This is a genomic window from Gillisia sp. Hel_I_29 (assembly GCF_000744275.1).
Lineage (GTDB): Bacteria > Bacteroidota > Bacteroidia > Flavobacteriales > Flavobacteriaceae > Gillisia.
On record NZ_JQLP01000001.1, the window covers coordinates 736,894 to 755,909 of the forward strand.

13 protein-coding genes are annotated in these 19,016 nt (G+C 33.5%); 2 read left to right on the plus strand and 11 right to left on the minus strand.

Annotation, left to right across the window (positions count from 1 at the left end; all coding sequences use genetic code 11):
• Positions 1 to 80: 80 nt before the first annotated feature.
• The 3 genes from P163_RS18435 to P163_RS03315 all read right to left on the minus strand — a co-directional run bounded on the left by P163_RS18435 (position 81) and on the right by P163_RS03315 (position 2,360).
• Positions 81 to 230, minus strand: a complete 150-nt coding sequence (locus P163_RS18435; protein ID WP_172822436.1) for a hypothetical protein — start codon at positions 228 to 230, stop codon at positions 81 to 83.
• A gap of 170 nt (positions 231 to 400) precedes the next feature.
• Complete coding sequence (locus P163_RS18695; RefSeq protein ID WP_262489650.1) at positions 401 to 526, minus strand: hypothetical protein; 126 nt, start codon at positions 524 to 526, stop codon at positions 401 to 403.
• A 265-nt stretch (positions 527 to 791) separates the two neighbouring features.
• On the minus strand, positions 792 to 2,360 hold the full coding sequence (locus P163_RS03315) for a GMC oxidoreductase (protein ID WP_034887569.1): 1,569 nt from the start codon (positions 2,358 to 2,360) through the stop codon (positions 792 to 794).
• A 254-nt stretch (positions 2,361 to 2,614) separates the two neighbouring features.
• Between P163_RS03315 and P163_RS03320 the strand changes: the two genes are divergently transcribed.
• Entirely contained in the window at positions 2,615 to 3,646 is a 1,032-nt protein-coding gene (locus P163_RS03320) for an AI-2E family transporter (RefSeq protein ID WP_034887571.1), read from the plus strand.
• A gap of 48 nt (positions 3,647 to 3,694) precedes the next feature.
• Here P163_RS03320 and P163_RS03325 read toward each other — a convergent pair whose 3' ends face one another.
• From P163_RS03325 to pelF, 6 genes are all read right to left on the minus strand, one after another.
• Positions 3,695 to 4,117, minus strand: a complete 423-nt coding sequence (locus tag P163_RS03325) for a hypothetical protein (protein ID WP_034887574.1) — start codon at positions 4,115 to 4,117, stop codon at positions 3,695 to 3,697.
• A 15-nt stretch (positions 4,118 to 4,132) separates the two neighbouring features.
• Complete coding sequence (locus tag P163_RS03330) at positions 4,133 to 8,089, minus strand: DUF2194 domain-containing protein (RefSeq protein ID WP_034887575.1); 3,957 nt, start codon at positions 8,087 to 8,089, stop codon at positions 4,133 to 4,135.
• Positions 8,090 to 8,091: 2 nt separating this feature from the next.
• Positions 8,092 to 10,056, minus strand: a complete 1,965-nt coding sequence (locus P163_RS03335) for a hypothetical protein (protein WP_034887577.1) — start codon at positions 10,054 to 10,056, stop codon at positions 8,092 to 8,094.
• Positions 10,046 to 10,861 carry an endo alpha-1,4 polygalactosaminidase gene (locus P163_RS03340; protein ID WP_034887579.1) on the minus strand — a complete coding sequence of 272 codons (816 nt, stop codon included), beginning with the start codon at positions 10,859 to 10,861 and terminating at the stop codon, positions 10,046 to 10,048. Before P163_RS03340 ends, P163_RS03335 begins: the two co-directional genes overlap by 11 nt.
• Positions 10,848 to 11,816, minus strand: coding sequence for an exopolysaccharide Pel transporter PelG (pelG, locus tag P163_RS03345; RefSeq protein WP_081891278.1), 969 nt, complete (start codon positions 11,814 to 11,816; stop codon positions 10,848 to 10,850). Before pelG ends, P163_RS03340 begins: the two co-directional genes overlap by 14 nt.
• Before the next feature lie 647 nt (positions 11,817 to 12,463).
• A complete protein-coding gene (pelF, locus tag P163_RS03355; protein WP_034887585.1) occupies positions 12,464 to 13,978 on the minus strand; it encodes a GT4 family glycosyltransferase PelF in 1,515 nt (504 codons plus the stop codon).
• A gap of 142 nt (positions 13,979 to 14,120) precedes the next feature.
• Between pelF and P163_RS03360 the strand changes: the two genes are divergently transcribed.
• Positions 14,121 to 15,086: an endo alpha-1,4 polygalactosaminidase gene (locus tag P163_RS03360; protein WP_231556146.1), complete on the plus strand. Its 966-nt coding sequence runs from the start codon at positions 14,121 to 14,123 to the stop codon at positions 15,084 to 15,086.
• Between the two features lie 55 nt (positions 15,087 to 15,141).
• Here the strand turns inward: P163_RS03360 and P163_RS03365 are convergent, their stop codons facing one another.
• Positions 15,142 to 16,290, minus strand: a complete 1,149-nt coding sequence (locus P163_RS03365; RefSeq protein ID WP_034887588.1) for a PepSY-associated TM helix domain-containing protein — start codon at positions 16,288 to 16,290, stop codon at positions 15,142 to 15,144.
• A 56-nt stretch (positions 16,291 to 16,346) separates the two neighbouring features.
• The gene (locus P163_RS03370; protein ID WP_034887590.1) at positions 16,347 to 18,764 is read right to left on the minus strand and encodes a TonB-dependent receptor; all 2,418 of its coding nucleotides are present in this window, start codon (positions 18,762 to 18,764) and stop codon (positions 16,347 to 16,349) included.
• Between the last annotated feature and the right edge of the window lie 252 nt (positions 18,765 to 19,016).

Below are 19,016 nucleotides of genomic sequence, written 5' to 3' on the forward strand. Positions count from 1 at the left end.
ATGGAATGGGAAGTAATAGTCTAAAAAAGAAAAAGGATATTTAGAAAATGTTGATTCTAAATATCCTTATATTAATGTTATCATGATTTTGAAGATAAATTGTCTCTTGGAGCTGTGTGTTCTTTTTTATCTTTTACCTGATGATTAATCTTTGCTCCTTGAGTTGCCTCATGATTAATAGCTTGCTCTTTCTTACTCGTTTTCTCTGGATTTGGATTTTGCTGACTCATAATTTTAAGTTTATGTTTTTGAATTTATCGCCCAGCTAGGAAATAGTAAATAGTACTTTTTTCAACAGCGGGATTTACTCAAATTGTTTTAATGTATTTATGCTAGTAATTACTTCAAATAGATCGTGTATGATTATTATATAATTACTGTTCGATCTCTAAAGAACAATTTATTTCTTGTCTTTATTTTTATCCTCATTTCTTTTTTCTTCAACACTTTTTGCGTCGTCTAAAATTCCTTCAGCATGTGGGATTGGGTGCTTTCCTTGTTGGTTTTCGTAATTCGGAGTTTTCATATTAATATTTTTTAATTAATTATAAATAAGGAGGAAGTTTTCCTCTTAATATAAAATTACAGTATTAGAAGAAAATTATGTTTTTTGATAACAATCTTTAACATAAGTGTGTTAAAGAAACTAGCTATTATGTTTTTAGGATAGGAGTATTGAGTAAAACACTTTCTTAAATATAATTTTTTTGTTGTAACAGGATTTATTATCTACTAGAATTAAAAGTATTTAGCCTTTTTAAAAATTCTAGCTTACAAAATGAGAGTGTTAGTTAAAGAGTCTTTGCAGGAATTTGGTCCATAGCATGCTCTGCTATTGCTGTGATGGTTAGTGAAGGATTCACTCCTGGATTAGATGAGATCATGGCGCCATCTATTACAAACATATTCTTATAGCCAAAAACCTTATTATGTTTATCTATTACACCTGTATCTATATCTTCTCCCATAACGGCACCCCCTAATATATGTGCAGTAGATGGTATACCTGCTAATGTTTCTAAAGCGAAGGATGTACTAACTCCATTTATTGCTTTGCGATACGCCTTTGCAAGTTGTATAGATTCCGGAATGAATGGAGTAGGAGCCTTCCCGGTACTTACCGTAGAATACATATGCCCAAAAATATTTCTTTTAAATTTTAGAGTGCTATCTAAAGTTTGCATAAAAAGTAGCACAACGGTATTCTTAGACCAACCGTTCACGAAATATATCTTAAAATAGTCTATAGGATTTTTAAAGAGTTTTACCAGCGTTTTGAAAATACGGGAAGCTACATTAGAACCGGTTACGTAAGGTAAATGTGCTAGCTTCCATGCGTCTGATCCTTCTCCGTACCTACAGATCTCTAGATGACTATTCTCATCTGTATTTAAAATACTTCCTATTGCCACACCTCTAGAATAATTCTTTTCCTTATTCAACCCAGATACACTTATTAATGTTTCATTGTTACTTCTTATATCTTCACCTACTTTATTAGATAGTAGCGGTAGCGATTTCTTTTTTAGTTTTAGCAGCAATTTCACAGTTCCAAGAACTCCTCCAGAAAAGATTACCCCCTTTGTGGTGATCTTTCTATTCTGATTCAGCCATTTAGTGCTACTTCTTGTTAAAACCTCATATCCTTCTGAACCATCTTTGGCATGGATCGATTGCACATCTATAACCTCATTTTCTGCTATGATCTCTGCTCCGTTTTTTTGAGCTAGAAAAAGGTAATTCTTATCTAAGGTGTTCTTTGCATTATATCTGCACCCCGTCATGCATGCACCGCAAAATGTACAACCAGACCTATCTGGCCCCTCGCCATTAAAGTAGGGGTCTTTTTGGGTAATATTTGGTTTTCCGAAGAATACTGCAACTCGCGTAGCTTCAAAATTTTCTTTGATATCTAGATCTTCTGCAACTTTTTTGAGCCCCACATCGCCATCAAATAATTTTGGATTTTGTGCTGCACCTAACATTTTAAGTGCCTCCTGGTAATAAGGTTTTAATGTATGTTCCCACGCTTCTAGATCTTTCCAGCTTCCAGAATTAAAGAACGCTGTTTTGGGAGTTGGTAAGGTATTAGCGTAAACCAAAGATCCACCGCCTACACCAGCACCAGAAATAATTGCAATATGTCTAAAGATTGATAGTTTCATAATACCGAAAAATTTTAATTTCGGCATCCAAAGCCATCTTCTAAAATTCCAATTGGTTTTAGGGAAATCTTTTGCTTTAAACCATTTTCCTTTTTCTATTACCAGAACCTTATAACCTTTTTCTGATAATCTAAGAGCACTTACAGAACCTCCAAAACCACTACCAATTATTACATAATCATATTCTGTATCCATGTTTTGTAGACTTCTTTAGTTAGATCGAGGCATCGTTCACTAATTTAATAAAATTTAGCTCCTCAAAAACTCTAAAATTTCCTTATCCTTATACAAAATTATTCGTTTTTAATTAAAGTGCTTTTGCGATTTTTAAGGAGATCGCAATGCTTTTAGATTTAACAAAACACCTAGGAGTCTAGATTAAAAAAATCGGCTAAATTTACATTTAAGAATGAAGATCAAATTAAGTCTTCCATTTCAAAATTCATCATATGAGTAATTCTAAAATAAGTATTTCTGGCAGCTATCTAATTAAAGCAATACTTATATTTGGAAGCATCTCTGCAATACTTTACATAGGTTCCAGCCTTCTACTTCCTCTTTTTATAGCAGCTATTATTGCAGTTCTTTTAGATAAACCTGCCAAGAAAATGAAAAAGTGGGGAGTACCAAATTGGTTGGCTATAACACTCTCTGTAATTTTAATGCTAGTAATATTTTTTCTATTGACATGGCTAATAGGTTCTCAGATCAATACCATGGCTGGAGATTGGCCAACAATTAAAGAAAAGGCCACCAGTAAATTAAATGATCTTTCACAGTGGGCAAATCAGAATTTAAATTGGGATTATAAAGATTATATAGACAATAATAAGAGGCTAGTTCAAAAAATGGAAAGTGTTGCCGGAGTATTTCTATCTTCTATTATTAATCTTCTTTCACAATCTTTTGTAATATTCATCTATATAGTTCTTCTATTAATGCAAAAGGTCATGTTTATCCGCTTCTTTAAAAAATTGACCTCTAATTCTGAAGCTATGGGATCTCTTCTTAGCAACTCATCAAAAATAATTACAAGCTATCTTTTCGGGAAAGGAAAAATCATGATTCTTTTATTTGGGATCTATTACTTAGGGTTTATTTTAGGTTCTGTTCCATATGCGCTGTTCTTAGCACTTTTTGCGTCTTTGTTTTCTATCATTCCATATGTTGGTAATATAATAGGAGGTGGTGTTGCAGTATTATTGTCATTTCTATATGCTGGTGCAACTCCTGCACTTATTGTGATAGCCGTAATTGCTGCTGCTCAATTATTAGAAAATTATATACTTACACCTTGGATTATTGGAGATGAAACGAATTTAAATCCATTTATCACCGTTTTTGGTGTTATTCTATTCTCTGCATTATGGGGAATTGTAGGTGCCATTATAGCCTTACCAATTATAGGTGTTCTTAAAGTAATTTTTGATCATACTAAGGGTATGGAGGCTTTTGCGTATCTAATTCAAAAAAAGGACTAATAGGGTTGCTATAGTTAAGAATTCTGATAATTTATAGATTTCCGAGAGCTACCCTAAGTTCTGAATTGTTCTTTTTTTCAATAATCTTTCAGAGGTTTTACCAATTAGAAATACTACAAAAGCCAAAATTCCTGAAATAATAAAACCGGTAATAACAGAAAAGTTTCTTGCGGTATCAGAACTTACCCTTTGCATAGCGATCTTTTGCTGAGGTGTAATTTCAGTCCCGCTAAAAAAATCATCTCCATTCAAATCAAATTCAAGCAAAGTGAGTTTCAACGAAATATCAGAATATGCAGCTGCACCAACTATTATTAAATAGAAACTAAAGAACACGGTTAAACCAATCCATAACCACTTACGCTTTCCACTAAAGAACATGCCCTTTCTTTTGTAGAATATAGCAAGAAGGGCAAATACAGCAATAAGAGCAGGAATTATTAGATGGTATGGTAGATCTATTCTGTTCATGCTTTATGCGTTCTCTTAATCTAAATAATATTTAAGCCCTATTCCAAAATTATTAGAATAAAAGTTCTTCAAGGTGTAGAATTCCAGATTACCGCTAAAATAGAGCTTATCATAAAAAGGGTAGCTTAAACTTCCTCGATACCGTTGAAAGTTATCAGAAAAAGTGTCTAGAAAGTAAGCTGCATCTAATGTTATATTAATGTCTTTTTTAGGAATATTAAAAGAATATCCGGCACCAATACCTCCATATAGCCTTTCCTCTAATGTCCAATATGGATAACCGCTGCTTTTATCGTTATTACCTAACAAACCGGCAATTTCTGTAAAACCTGATATTGAAGACCTTCCATTTTGGTATACCTTCCCGTAAAAAGCCAAAGCTGCTGTAGCATCTACAGTGCCATCATCATCATAATGATTTCCTTCTAAATATAAGGTAGACCTAAAGATCTTATTGATCCTTAGTTCTTCGTATATGTTAAGTTGAGTTTGGTAAATTTTTAATCCATAAGCCCCACCAGTTAATGCTGGCCTTCTAAATGCTGCTGCAGCGCTATAAAGGCTGTCATGACTTATAGAAGCTCCAGCTCGTAAGTGATAATATACATTGTCTGCAGTGTCAAATTCCAACCTCGCACCTCCGGAATAATTAAATTTTCCTGGTTTTATAGCAGTTTGAAATTGATAATCCAACCCATATAAACCTCTGTCTATATTTTCTTTATCAACATTAACCACAGGCACTCTGTATGCCTGATTTTTTACTGCGCTAATGATATGTGTATTGTATTTACGATCTCGAAGTCCGTAACCCAGCTTGGCTTCATAATAGTTAGGATCTAACCTATCTGCCACCATAATTCCATTTAACTGAATAAAATCGCTTTCTGTTATTCTTATTTTCTTTCTTATAGATGCTGCAATAGGTGCATCAAATAGTTCTGGTGTTTCTAGTAGAAGTTCTTTTTGAAGACTGCTATCTAGATAAAGCACGTCTTTATTGAATTGTGTTCTAAGCTCCTCTTTTTTGGCTGATGCTGCCATGGTATTAGTAAGCGTCCAGGCTTTTTTGTAATTCTTTTCGGAAATATAGTAAGAAACTAAAAAAGCTTGAATTTCATCAAATTTTTCATTTGAAAGTTTTGTATTGGCATAAAGCGCCTCTATTTCTTGAGTTTGCTTCAATTGTGCGTGCCAGAACAATTTAGTAAGCACCGGAAATTCTGTAGTACAATTGCTCCATTCAATAGCTTTACGATAACTCCCCTGGTTTCCGAAGGCGTATGCAATATCTAATGCGATAGATTTATAGTTAAGACTGCACGGGTCTATATCTATAAGCGCTGCTGTAGCTTTAGATGGTTCATTAATCAATAACCAATTTATATATAAAGTATAATCTCGTGCTTTTATCTTCTCAACATCTGTTGTTTTAAGATACCATTGGTCTATGGTTACTTTATCTATAGAATTTGAACAATTAGACCAGGCTATCGCTTTTTCAAAATTGTTATGATCTGCATAGAACCAGCTTATGATCTCTCCCGAGTTTTTATAAGTTTCACAAGGTTCAGACACATTAAATATGGACATAGCCTCTTTAGGATAGCGCTTAATTAAAATCTCTATAAAAGAGGTTCTATTATCTGGATCTGCATCTTTAATTAACTGTTTTAATTCAGCCGCACTTAATTTAACCTCGTCTTGCTCCCCAAAATATCCTATATAGTCCATTTTGGTTTTTGGGTCATTAGAAATAGCTATCTTCTCCGTCATCCAATATTTGCGAGTTTGCAAATCCGGATAATCGCTACCTTTTACAAATTTTTCAGCTAAATAAATGTACCTAAGATCTTTATTACTATTCTCGTATTTTTCTTTTAATAAAGGCCAGATCTCTGCCTGACTATTATTCCAGCTTAAATATTGGAACAGTTCTGTCCAATTACTTTCATTATAAGCAATGGAATTTGTAATACTAGCTCTAAGTTGTTTGATGTTTTCTGAAGGATTGGCCTGTACTGGTAGTTCTTCTAAAGAGAGGTATTGCTCATATTGTTCTATTAAAGAGATGTTAGAGTTATTGTTTTTACCGAAAATTCGAGGAGCACTTATAGTTCCAGCAGGGGTTTTTATCATGTAGAGGCTACCTTTATGAAATGCTGTTTTACTAAATTCATAAGATCGCTTTTTAAAAGATTGTTCCATTAAAGCGCTATTTTTGGAACTTACATAAACAAACCACCAGTTTGCCTGCTCCATGCTTAATTTCACTTTTACTTCATCTTTATTAAAGCTATAAGTATAAGTGGATTTTCTCCAATCTTGGGCAATCTTAGCAGCATCCTTAACTGCAAAAAATCTCATTAATGGATATAATCTTTTGGTTTGATGGATATAAGACTTAAAGCTAGGAAATAATCCTTCAGAGCCATCCTCAGATATTTTCCAGCCTAATCTATCCTGATTCCTGAATTCGTACACCTCTTCGTAATTTATGGTGTTTGCCGGAATTTGATAAATATCATCTGCATGGATAAAATGAGACCAGATACCGGTGTATAAATATAAATTTTGCTGATTGTATTGATTAGCAACATCCATAACATAACCACTAGTTACTCGTGGAAAATTGAAGAAATGATCATTATAAGGTTCTACATCATATTCTCTATTTCCACCTTCTTTGAAATCGCCTAAATATAAACTTGCGTTATATTTAATGGAAGGAAAAACTTTAGCCAGAGCTGCAAATCCTAAGCTATCTATATTGTTTGAAGGTGGAACATAAGTTACTGGAAGTTTTCCATAGGTTTTTAGTTCCCATCTCTTTTTTGCTGCTTTTAATCCCAGCACCATAAAGTCATAACTAGGCCAATCGTTCTTTAAGAGAGAAACGTGGTTGTACCCGTGGAAAGCCAACTCGTGTTTAGATTTCTTAATCTTATTCATAAGCCAATCTGACGCGGAAAGACTTTTTCCCTCCACCCGTTTTTTAGATTGTTCCCATTCTTCAAAAGTAAAAGGAGGTACCGTAAGATTGCGATAATCAAAACTTACGTAAGCAGAATAAACAAGACCTTCTTCTTCTCCTAATTCCACCATATCTGGCCACCAATGGTCTGTATAAAATTGGGCCTGAGTAACATTCATTTCAGAATGTACCGGTTCCATGGCCATATCATAAAGTGGTGCTGGAAAATCGTCTAAAAAAATACTTGTGGTGTTGGCTACAGAATAAGGCATTCCTTCCAATCCTTTTAAGAGCATGCTAAATAACAAACCTCTATCTCGTTTTTCAAAAGCCTGAGAAGTGTTCATTAAAATCACTTTCCCGTTTCCTAGATCGTTTTGAACAATAGCGGGATACTCCAGATCATTACTAGAGGTAGCTATTACTTTAATATTTGGAGAAAAATTCTCTCTAGAAATTCCATAAAGAACGGTTCCTATTTTAAAGGCTTTATTTTTGAAATCTGGGAGAATATCATCTTTGGAAAGATATCCTTTAGCTTCTGTATTTGTTATTCTGCTCGTATTTGCCAGAACTCCGGCTAAGAACTCAAATTTTTCTCCGGCACTAATTGTTGGTAGCAATAACATTCCTCCATTATCTATAAATTGAAGTATTTTATTATAAGCATTATCACTTAGCTCCTGAGGTTCAGTAATTACTACTACCTTATTGTTAATTCCTAAATTTGGATCAGCATTAAATTTCTCCAGACTAATGGCTCTAAATGGGATTTTAGAGTAATTAAGTGTTTTTTGAAGATTATTCTTATAATCCATACTAGTAGACTCTTTTGGGTCTACCAGAAATGTTACCAAAGGATCATCACTATATGCCTCGTAACTTACTTCTGCCGTTTCTTTACTAAAAACAATTTCATTTTCTACATCTTTCTCACAACTTAAAAATGTGAAAAATACCGTAGTTAACACAATGATTATTCTATAACCTCTTATCATTCTCACAGCAATAAATCATTTATTTTACTAGAATTCGGAATATTCACGATCTCAAAAACTTTTATAGATTCTCCTACATAGATAGGTTTCATTTCTCTTCCACGTTTTCTAAGAGTTTGCAGACTTTTAAAAACCTCATCAGGAACATGTGCATTACGCTTGTTTGGAACAAATACAAAAACACTTGATGGTAATATGACTTCGGGATGTGTTTTTAAATATTCTTTCTGTTCTTTATACTTATGGAAAAGCGCATCTTTTTGAAGATAGGCACTATTAAAATCTGAATAACTCAAAAAGTAATGCCCTCCACGGCTAACACGACTATTTTTAGAAGTATTAACCACTGCATAAGAATAGGGAAGTCTATTGTTCTCAATTTCAAAATACGCTTGAAGCACATCTCTTTTAGAGCTAAAAACGCCTTGAGTTGCGCTGGCATCATTTTTACTCATATAAAAAATACCAAAAGCAAGAACCATTGCGAGACTAATTTCAACCGAATTTGAGATGCTCACCTTTTTAAATAGGGCTTGCACGGGCAGATATATCAAATAGAATAAGAGCCCTAATACTATAGGCAGGAATACAGAAATAACCTGAAGCAAAAGGTCTTCATCAAAAAACGGAACTTCTACAGTATATATAGTCAATAAAAAGATCACAAAGATAAGAATGGTAGATATAGATCTCCAACGTTCTGATTTTTTAAAAATTAAATATGCTGAAACTAAACCTAAGAAAAGTGTCGCTCCAAGATAATACCAAACTAATTCAGAGAAAGGAATAATAAGGTTTGGGGTATATGTATAATAATCATAAGATGCCAGCTTAGACATAAAGACATCTATAAAATTTCTTTCTAGAAAAAAAGATGCGATAGCATAGATGCCAGCCATAATTAAAGCACTTAAGAAATAGGCCTGTATAGATTCTTTATTATAGGCTCTTTTTTCTGAAGGATTGATAAGGTAACAGATAATAAAAAATGGTAATAAGATCCCTAGCGCAATAAATAAGTTTAAAAAACTCAACGCCAAAATACATACAAGACTCCAATTAAAGAACATCCTTTTTTTCTGTCTGAAACTTGTAGGATACATATTAAAGATCATTAACGGCAAAGCAAGAGACATAGAAAGGAATACCGTTTTATGCTGCAATAATGAATCTATATTTAAAGGAATAATGGAGTAACCAAATCCAAATACAAGTGCAGAAAGTAATCCAGGCCCGTGTTTGTGAGTAATTTTATAAAGCGCCCAATAAATAATTACTGCCAACAGCGCAGACTCGATAAATCCAGAATTGCTAAGCGCCAACATATCACTTAAACCTGTAATTTTAGCGTAAAGAGAGATTATAGCATAGCTACCCATAGAATCTGTAACAATACTAAACCAGGTTTGATCTGCAATGGCCTTCATTTTATCTAGATCTTCATACCAGGAAGAACTCAATAAATAATTATCATATTTTAAGAAATAATACTTGCTCACTAAGATCGCTGCGAATATAAAAGTGGCGATACCTATTTGCCAGAATTTGATATTCTTAGAATCTTTACTTTCAGGCTTTCTTTTTTGAAAATTCTTACTTTCTACCAAAGCCCTATTATTCTCAAACCGTTTCACTACATAAATTATAAATCTGCTATAAACCTTTTGAAGCTGTTTTTTTAGGGGTTTACCTTTTTTAAGATTTAGAAAACTCAGCATAAAAAAGAGCGAAGTGATCATTAAAATGAGCATGGTGTCAAAACCATTTATCTGTGTTAAGAACAAACTTCCAATAATGGCAACAGATAGAAGCATGATTAGCCTGGGAACAAAGAATTCTATACCTGTTTGTTCTGGTAGTTTTACAGCAGATAGTCTATAGAAAACATAGAAGATCAGGAAAAAAAGGAAAATTCTTAATGGACCCAGCAACGTAGCGCTAAACCAAAATAGGATATCATGGTTCATAACGCGGAATGTTTTGAAGTTCTATTTCACCTATAAAAAGGTTTGTCTTGTAGCTTCTCATACGTTTAAGTACTTCTTTGGCCAGATCTCTAGTATCTGCGTATTCAATTATTATGGTAGGCAAGCCAAATTGCTGACTTGTCCTATTAAGGTGATCTAATCTTTCTTTAAAGTCTTTGCTTTCTCTTAGTTTATAAGTAGAAGTTTCAAAATTATAATCTGTTGCTATAGATTCTACAGCAATAGAGTTTATTAGATCTTTTGTTTTAGGCAAAACCTCAAGTCCCGCATTTTGCATGAGGTGAGTTGTTGGATATTTTTCTTTGATCTCTTTTAAAAAACTAACCAAAGCAGCTAGTTTGTAAGGGGTAGGTCCAAATGAAGTATAATTATCTATATTGTCTAAAAACAGACCGTCAAAACCTTTTTCTTCAATATTGTTCTGCACAATTTTAAACACTGCTTGTCTCGTATTTTTATTAGCTAAATCTAAAACGTAGCTGTTCCAAACCTCATTTTTAGACAAGGTGTATTTTGAAATATCGCTGTAATGAGAGGCAGATTCATTCACTTCCCCAAAGCTTACGTAAGCCAGCACATTTTGGTTGTGCATTTTCAATAATTTAATATCTTCTGCAGAAAAATGTGCACTTTCTATGATTAGATAATCATAACCTTTTACAGTTTCCGGATCAAAATCTCCATAGTTTACTAAAACTTTTTTCTCAATATCATTCTTGCATTTAGAAAAGCTAAATATGGAAAAGCAAACAATGTACATCATTATAAATTTAATACGCTGCATAATAGTAATAGTCCAGATTTTTAAAAAAACGTTTGGTGTATCTAAATGTAACGATCATAAATACTAAAGATCCTAACATCATGCCAATTACGGCATATTCATAAGATATCAACCTGCTGCAAAGCACACCAAATGTAAAGTTGGTTATTAGTGCTGCAATTATAGCTATTAGGGGTTTTCTATTTTGATTAAGAGTATATAGATATAAGGTGTTAAGAACACCAATGGTTAGGAAAATATATCCTAAACTACCTAAAATGCTTACTTTAATACTGAGCTCAGATAGGGTTTCATCAAATCCGGCGCTGTATCCCCAAGGTTGCGTCATAATAAGATATAAGAGTATGGCAACTCCTACAGTGGTTATAAGTAACAATCTTAAATTTCTATAATATAATTCTATCATCTTAGAATTGAATTTCTTAAATTTAGAATAGCTGTGAATAAGCTGATAATAATCTAAATGTCTGTTAAACGATGTGATGCTATATTCCAGAACTCCCCCCAATAAGAAAAAGAATAGAATGGCTAGATCCATTCCAATCTCATAATCTTTTTCGTAGTAGAATAAATAGGGAATCTCACGATTTGTAGAAGAAGACCAGGCTATGATCCTGTCCATAAATATAAAAAGGAAAAAGAATATCCCATATAGAAAATAATTAAAATTCCTGTAGATAGACAGGGTAACCTTTGGTTCTACGATAGACCGGGATATTTTCCTCTTTAGTGTATGTTTTAGAAACCACTGCAGGTAAAATACAGAATCAATGCTGCAAAAAGAATACTGCTCCAGTGTATAATGTAAACAGGTATGTTGGTAGTAAAATGCAATGCTAAAGCCAAAGCAGTTCCTAAGGTAATACTCACCGTGATCATCCAACGTTGCTTTAACGCATATAGAGGAGCTAATACTAAAAGGAGAAACCCAATTAATAAAGCATAGGCAAAGCAAATTATAACAAAACTAAAAGAATAAAGTGGGGTTATAAAGTTGAGTACTGCAGATAGCAGGAATATAGCAAAGATGGTTTGTGTACCATATTTTATGATCTTGATTACCGAATGCCGGGCCATGTAGAAATCTTCATTATACCAGTAATAGGACACCTGTTTCCCAATAACCTGAACAAACCCACCTGTTGCAATGAATCCAATTATTACACCTAAAACTACAGCGGTAGATTGGAGGTTATTAAATTTTGAAAAGGTCCAGAGCGATATGCCAAACAGTACAATAGATATCACTTGAATTGAAACAGGAAAAAAGTTTGCTATACCAGAGCCATTTTCAACTACAAATTGCTTTAAGGCTCGAGAAGAAAAGTTAGAAGCTATTGCTATTTTCTTATAATTTTTAGCTTCTGCAATACGTTGTTTATCGTTCTTAAGATTATTATAGGCTCTAAGCCCAAAGGTTTTGTAAATGTACTCTGCAAGGTGAGAGATACTTTTAAAACCATAATCATTTTGAGCATCGATTTCTCGTATCCCTAAAGATTCTATAGTGGCAATTATTACATTTAGGTTTACGGGCTTACCGTTTCGTTCTTTAACCTGTATAATTAGCGATGCTACCGCTTTTATTTGATCCGGACTCATTTATTCCACCTCCATGTATTTGCTCTCTACTATATTCTCTTGTAAAAGCGATTCGTAAATATCTTCATATTGTTGTATGAACTTTGAGATGGTAAAATTGTCCAAAACTCGCTGTCTGGCATGGTTAGCCATATTTAAGCGTTTCTCATTATCCTGCAATAATTCTATAATGCGTAATCCAATCTCTTCTGCATTTTTAGGTTTGCATAAATATCCGCTGTTTTCATCTAGTGCCTCTTTTACACCACCCACATCTGTAGAGACTACAGGAACACCACAACTCATACTTTCTATTACAGTATACGGGAAACCTTCTGATATAGATGTTAGGATAGATAGATCTCCCTCCGGGAAAATCTCATGAGAATCATTTCTAGGTCCCATAAATCTAAAGTTTTCCTCTACTCCTAATTCTTCAATAAGTTCTAAACAGGTTTGAGTGTACTCTGGAACTGCTTTATCGTCACCATAAACTAGGTATAGTATTTCTGGAATTTCTTTCTTTACAACTGCGCAAGATCGTATCATGGTTAATACATCTTTTAATTCAAAGATCCTTGCAGCAGCCACTACGGTTGGTATCTTCTGAAGATGTTGAGGTTTAGGTTTAGGCTTGAATTTTTCAGAATCTATTCCATTATAAATTATAGAGATCTTTTTAGGATCTGCCCCATACATTTTTTCCCATTTTATATTGAATTGATTTACAGAAACAATCGCATCAGATTTGTAATAAGCCAGTTTTGCTATGGCTTCAGAGAATTGTATTAAAAGTCGTTTTAAAAAGAACGGATATTCGGAATTATTAAGCGCCAATAGACGCTCTCTAATAAATACGCCGTGCTCTGTAAGCATTATCTTGGTACCGTATTTATAATGTGCAATCAAAGCCGGAATAACTGGGAAACCGGAGAGAGTTAGGTGCGCAATAGCACATTTTGGAACGTCGGTAATGGCCAATGGAATTAGAAATCTATAGATCCATCGTAAACCAATAGTAATATCTATTAAGGCTGCATCCGGGCTATAGTCTCTTACGATATTTTTAGAGATCGCCTCTCTGTAGGCCTTCCAAACCGGCTCACTTCTCATGGTCTCTTTATAGTCATAGTCTTCAAAATACAACCATAACGCTCTAAAAACCTCATCTAGGTCTTTAACATCTACATTTTCATCATAAATTAGGTTCAGAAGCTTAGAGAATAATGGAACAAAATTCTTTTCTACTACGGCAGTAGTAGTCCATTCTTTCTTTCCCACGGTTTTATAATATTCATCACCGTAACTAATATAATCATAAGGCTCATCTGGGGTCCATAAAGGAACCTGAATCACTTCCGTGATATTCGGACTTAGATCATATTTAGGCTTATTTTCAAAATTTGCATTTATAGAGTACAATTTGAAATTTACGTTTTGCACCTTACTACATAATAAATGTGCCCAAGTAGAAACTCCACCCCCATTATAAGGATATGTTCCCTCCAATACCAACATCACTGCTTCCTTCCCCATAGGTTTTTAGTAAGATTCTTCGAAGATACAATTCCTACAAAAATATAATCATTTTTTAAAGAAGCAATTCCTTAAAAGCGTAATTTTGAATGGTTTTTATGCATCTAATTGACAGAGAACCTTATTTATGAAATGCTTTTTCATGATTTTCTTAGCCCTGTTGTTAACTATTAATCTTGGATGTTCTAGCAACGACCCTGAAATGCCACTGGAAGATCTAGATTTCCGTCAGGAAATGAGAGATTTCGTAATTGATATTAGTACTTATTCTCATAGTTTGGCTCCTAATTTTATGATTATTCCTCAAAATGGAATAGCACTTATTACCAGCAATGGAGAGCCGGAAGATCCTAGAGCTACTGCTTATCTTAAAGCCATAGACGCCAATGCACAAGAAGATCTTTTGTATGGTTATGAAGACGATGATAAGCGTACTCCGGTTGATGTAACTAAGGAGCTTAAAAGTTTGCTGGATATTTCTTATGCTGAAAATAAAAAGATATTGGTGGTAGATTATTGCTGGACTTCCTCGAAGGTAATGAAATCTTATGCTGAAAATAATGATAGTAATTATATATCCTTTGCTGCACCAAGTAGAGAGTTAGATAAGATTCCAGATACAAATACTACTCTTAATAATGAAAATTCTTCGAATATCACCTCTTTAAAGATGGCTAAGAATTTTTTATATCTGTTGAATTATGACCAATTTAGTACTAAAAATCAGCTGCTAACAGCACTCTCCAAAACAAATTATGATCTTCTAATATTAGATGCCTATTATAATGAAGAGATTTTCACGAAAGAAGATGTTCAGCAATTAAAGACCAAACAAAACGGTGGGAGTAGATTAGTGATTTCTTATATGTCTATTGGTGAAGCCGAGTCTTACCGATATTATTGGGATAGTACTTGGAAAAAAAATACTCCGGATTGGTTGAGTAATGAAAATCCGGAATGGGAAGGCAATTACAAGGTGAAATATTGGAACAAAGACTGGCAGAACATAATTTATGCAGCAGAATCTTCTTATACAGATAAAATTATAAAGTGTGGTTTTGATGGTGTCTACTTAGATATTATAGACGCATATGAGTATTATGAATAAGCGATAAATATTTCCGCTCATTGTTATAATATTCGCAAATGCCTATATCTTGATATTATAGCATAGGTTTACTTTTAGTTGATCTCTTCTTTTTTTTGTAATTTCTTCCATACCATAGTAGTATCCCGGTTACAGGTAAACTTGCAATGGTTAAACTTATCAAAAATGCTAAGATCTTACCAGCAATACCACCAATAGCACCAATGTGGATATCATAATTCATTCTTAGAATTTTATCTGCAATTTTAGCATCTTCATACCTGCCATAAATTGTTGGAGATTTTATTTCTTCCAGAGAGTTTTGATCAAAGAATAAAAAATCTGAATCGTAATAGATACCATCTGTATTAGTAACTTCTACATATATAGATTCTGATGCATTATAAGGGTAATGTATTTCGAAACTTTTTGCTTTAGGATTTTCATTTTTAAGCTTTGGTAATAAAAGATCAATTGGTAACGTGGACGCACTAATATTTTCTGGACTAACCATATTTTCCGGAATTAAAAAAGTTGGATTTTTCTCTCCGCCAATAGTTACATACATAGATTTTTGAAACCAATCATAAGACATTACAAGTCCGGTAAAGGCCAATATAATGGCTAGCGGAATGCTGTAAAAACCAACAATAGAATGTAGATCAAAATTCTTTCTTTTCCATCTCGTGGTCTTTTTCCAATTAAATTTTAATCTGTGCTTTAAATTTTTAGTTTTCTTAGGTAACCATAGAATAAATCCTGTGATCATGATAATAACAAATAATAACACAGAGATAGCAATGATCTCTTCTCCCAACCAAGCGGGTAACCATAATCTGGTATGACCTTTAAGAACGAAAGCAAAAAATCCTGAGAAATGATCATTAATTTTTAGAATCTCTCCGGTATACGGAGCTATGAACACACTCTTATAAAATTCTGGCTCCAAGTCGTAAAATACTACTTCAATGTTTTCATTGGTTTTTCCATAAATAGCACCATGAATGGTGTTTTCTGGAAATACATCTTCTGCAATAGTTTTTACTTCAGAAGGAGTTAAGATTGCAGTACTTTGAGGTTCAACATAGATCTCTTTGCTAGTTAGGGATTCAATCTCTTCTTTAAAAACCCAACAGCAACCGGTAATGGCAACAACAAAAATTATAATACCTGTAACTAAGCCTATTATCTTATGTGCCTGAAAAACGATCTTCTTAAAATTCATAATAATATATTAAAAGAAGAGTAATTCCTAAAAATTACTCTTCTAGGTTTGGCTAATTAAAAAGTGTATGAAATGTTGGCAATTAATGCTCTTGGAGTTTGCGGATTGATGGTAGACCACCCTTTATAGTATTCTTTATTAAGAACATTATTCAGTTTTAATCCTATTCTGTAGTGGTCATTTTTATAGTAAACCGAAGCATTTGCTACAAAATAACTAGGTAAAATAAAGTTCCCGGTAGTAGTATAATTCTTAACAAAACGCTCACTGGCTCCGTTAAAACCTAATCCAGATCCAAATCCATCTAACACGCCGTTAAATTGATAATCTGCCCAAAAATTATATAAGGTTTTGGGACCGGCTTCTAAAGGCCTTTTATTCAGAATTAAAGGATCGTCTGTTTTGGTGGTTTCACTTTCATTATAGCTGTAACCTGCTCTTATATTTAATCCTCGTAACGGATTGGTGTTTATTTCGATCTCAAAACCTTTACTTTCTATTTCCCCACCCTGAATGCTATTAAAAGGAGAGTCTGGATCTTGTATCACTCTATCTTTAACCTGAATGTTATAATAACTTGCTGTTAAATTGAATCTATTTTGAAAAAAGTTAGTCTTTATTCCAATTTCCGTCTGATTGGCTCTTTCAGGCTTGAAGGTTTTAAGTTGTTGTGCGCCATCTTCGGGATTTCCAACCAGTTTTGGAGCTACATTATTGAAACCATTTTGATAGTTTCCAAACACCGAAAGTTTATCTTTTATTGGCTGATAAAGCAGTCCGAATTTAGGAGATAGCGTATTTTGCTGATAGTTGTCTTCTTCTGTATTAACATCCCCTTCATTATCAAACCTATCTAATCTTAAGCCTAACATCGCAGAGAAATTATCGGTAATACTTAAAACATCAGAAGCATATAAACTATAGATATGATATCTAGATTTGTTATTCCCTACAGGTTGAGAAGCTAGCACAGCGTCTACAGCTGAGGTGGAAAGCGGATAAAGATCCTCTTCCACATTCTCTGTAAATGGATTATCTCCATTGGCCCCACCTTGTGGAGTGATGTTGCCATAAAAAGCATAACCCGTACTATTATCTGTGGTAGTAGCAGTAAAGTAATCTAATCCAATAACCACTCTATTTCTTAAGTTTTCAATCTTAAAATCGCCAATAAAATTTTGCTGAATATCGGTGGTTTGAGTATTGGAGTTTTGTTTGTTTATATATCTGGTAAATGTGTTGTTGGGTAAAATTCCGTATTCAAATAAATAGGAATAATAACCATTGGTAGAAGTTGCACTTTTTGACACCAGAGTTTGAGACTGCCAAGAATCTGAAATTTTATAATCCATCTCCACTCTATAGTTCTGATTGGGATTTTCTAAGGTGAGATCATTACTCGTAAAAGATAATTTATTGTTGTAGTTAAGTTCTTCAAGATCTTTAGCCTCAGATGGTGCAGATCTGTTCAAGAATAAAAATGTAGGATTGGTTTGTTCTGCCTGTGTGATTTCTGAATAGAAAGAAAATGAAAGTTTGTTACTTACTTTATAAGACAGAGAAGGTGCTACGAAGAAAGATTTTCTAAATCCTGCGTCCTGAAAACTTTGTTCTGTAGTATAAGCGGTATTTATTCTAAAATAGAGATCGTCTTTTTTGCTTAATGCGGTATTATAATCACCAATAATTTGATTAAGCCCGTATGATCCGGTAGAAAAGGATAACTCTCCGCCAGTTCCTATATACGGTTTTTTGGTAACTACATTTATAAGTCCTCCGTAAGAACTTACAGCGTTACCAAATAAAGTAGCAGAAGGGCCTTTTAAGACTTCAATTCGCTCAATATTCGCAGGATTAATGGTTCCATTCGTTAATCCAGGCAATCCATTAACCAATTGAGGCTGCACAGAAAATCCACGTAGTGAATAATAGCCAGCTCCATCACCACCTCGACCGGTAGATGCCCATAATTGTTCTACACCTGTAGCATTTTTTAAAGCATCATCAAAATTTGTTGTTAGTTGAGATTTTAATAGTTCTGTTGTAATAGTGCTATAAACCTGAGTGTTCTCTATATCTTTTAGAGGTAATTTAGCCACATAAGCGGTTTTCTTTCTAGAGAATTTGTTAGTGCGTTCTCCTTGTATGATCACCTCATTCAAGATCTCGCTGCCTTCATAGATAACTATTGGTTTTAAATTTAGATCTTCATTGTTGGTAATGGAAAAAGAAATTTCTTTGGTTTTAAAACCTATATAGGAAATAGTTAGGGTATAGTTTCCGTCTTTAAGATCATAAAAATAGAATTCTCCTTTATTGTTAGACAGGGTGCCTTTATTCAGACCGTTTAATAGAACGGTTACGCTAGAAAGCGGATGCATATTTGCATCGTTAACTATTCCGTAAACCTGAGAATTTTGTGAAAGCATCAAGCTGCCGGTTAACATTATGCATAGAAGTAATAGTTGTTTCATTTGTTTTTATTTAGACTAATTATAAATAATATTTTTGGTCAAATTTATATTTATGAACCCAAATAACCTAACTATTTATAATAATTCTAAATAATATTCTATAAATGACTGTGTATGATATCTTTAAATATTTATAGTGTCAAATGGGGTTTATTTCCATTAGATCATCCATTCTTTTTTTGGTAGTCCGAAGTCATTAAAGTGAAATTCGCACATGTATCTTCGTAGAGTTTGGTTGCTGAGAAGGCCAAG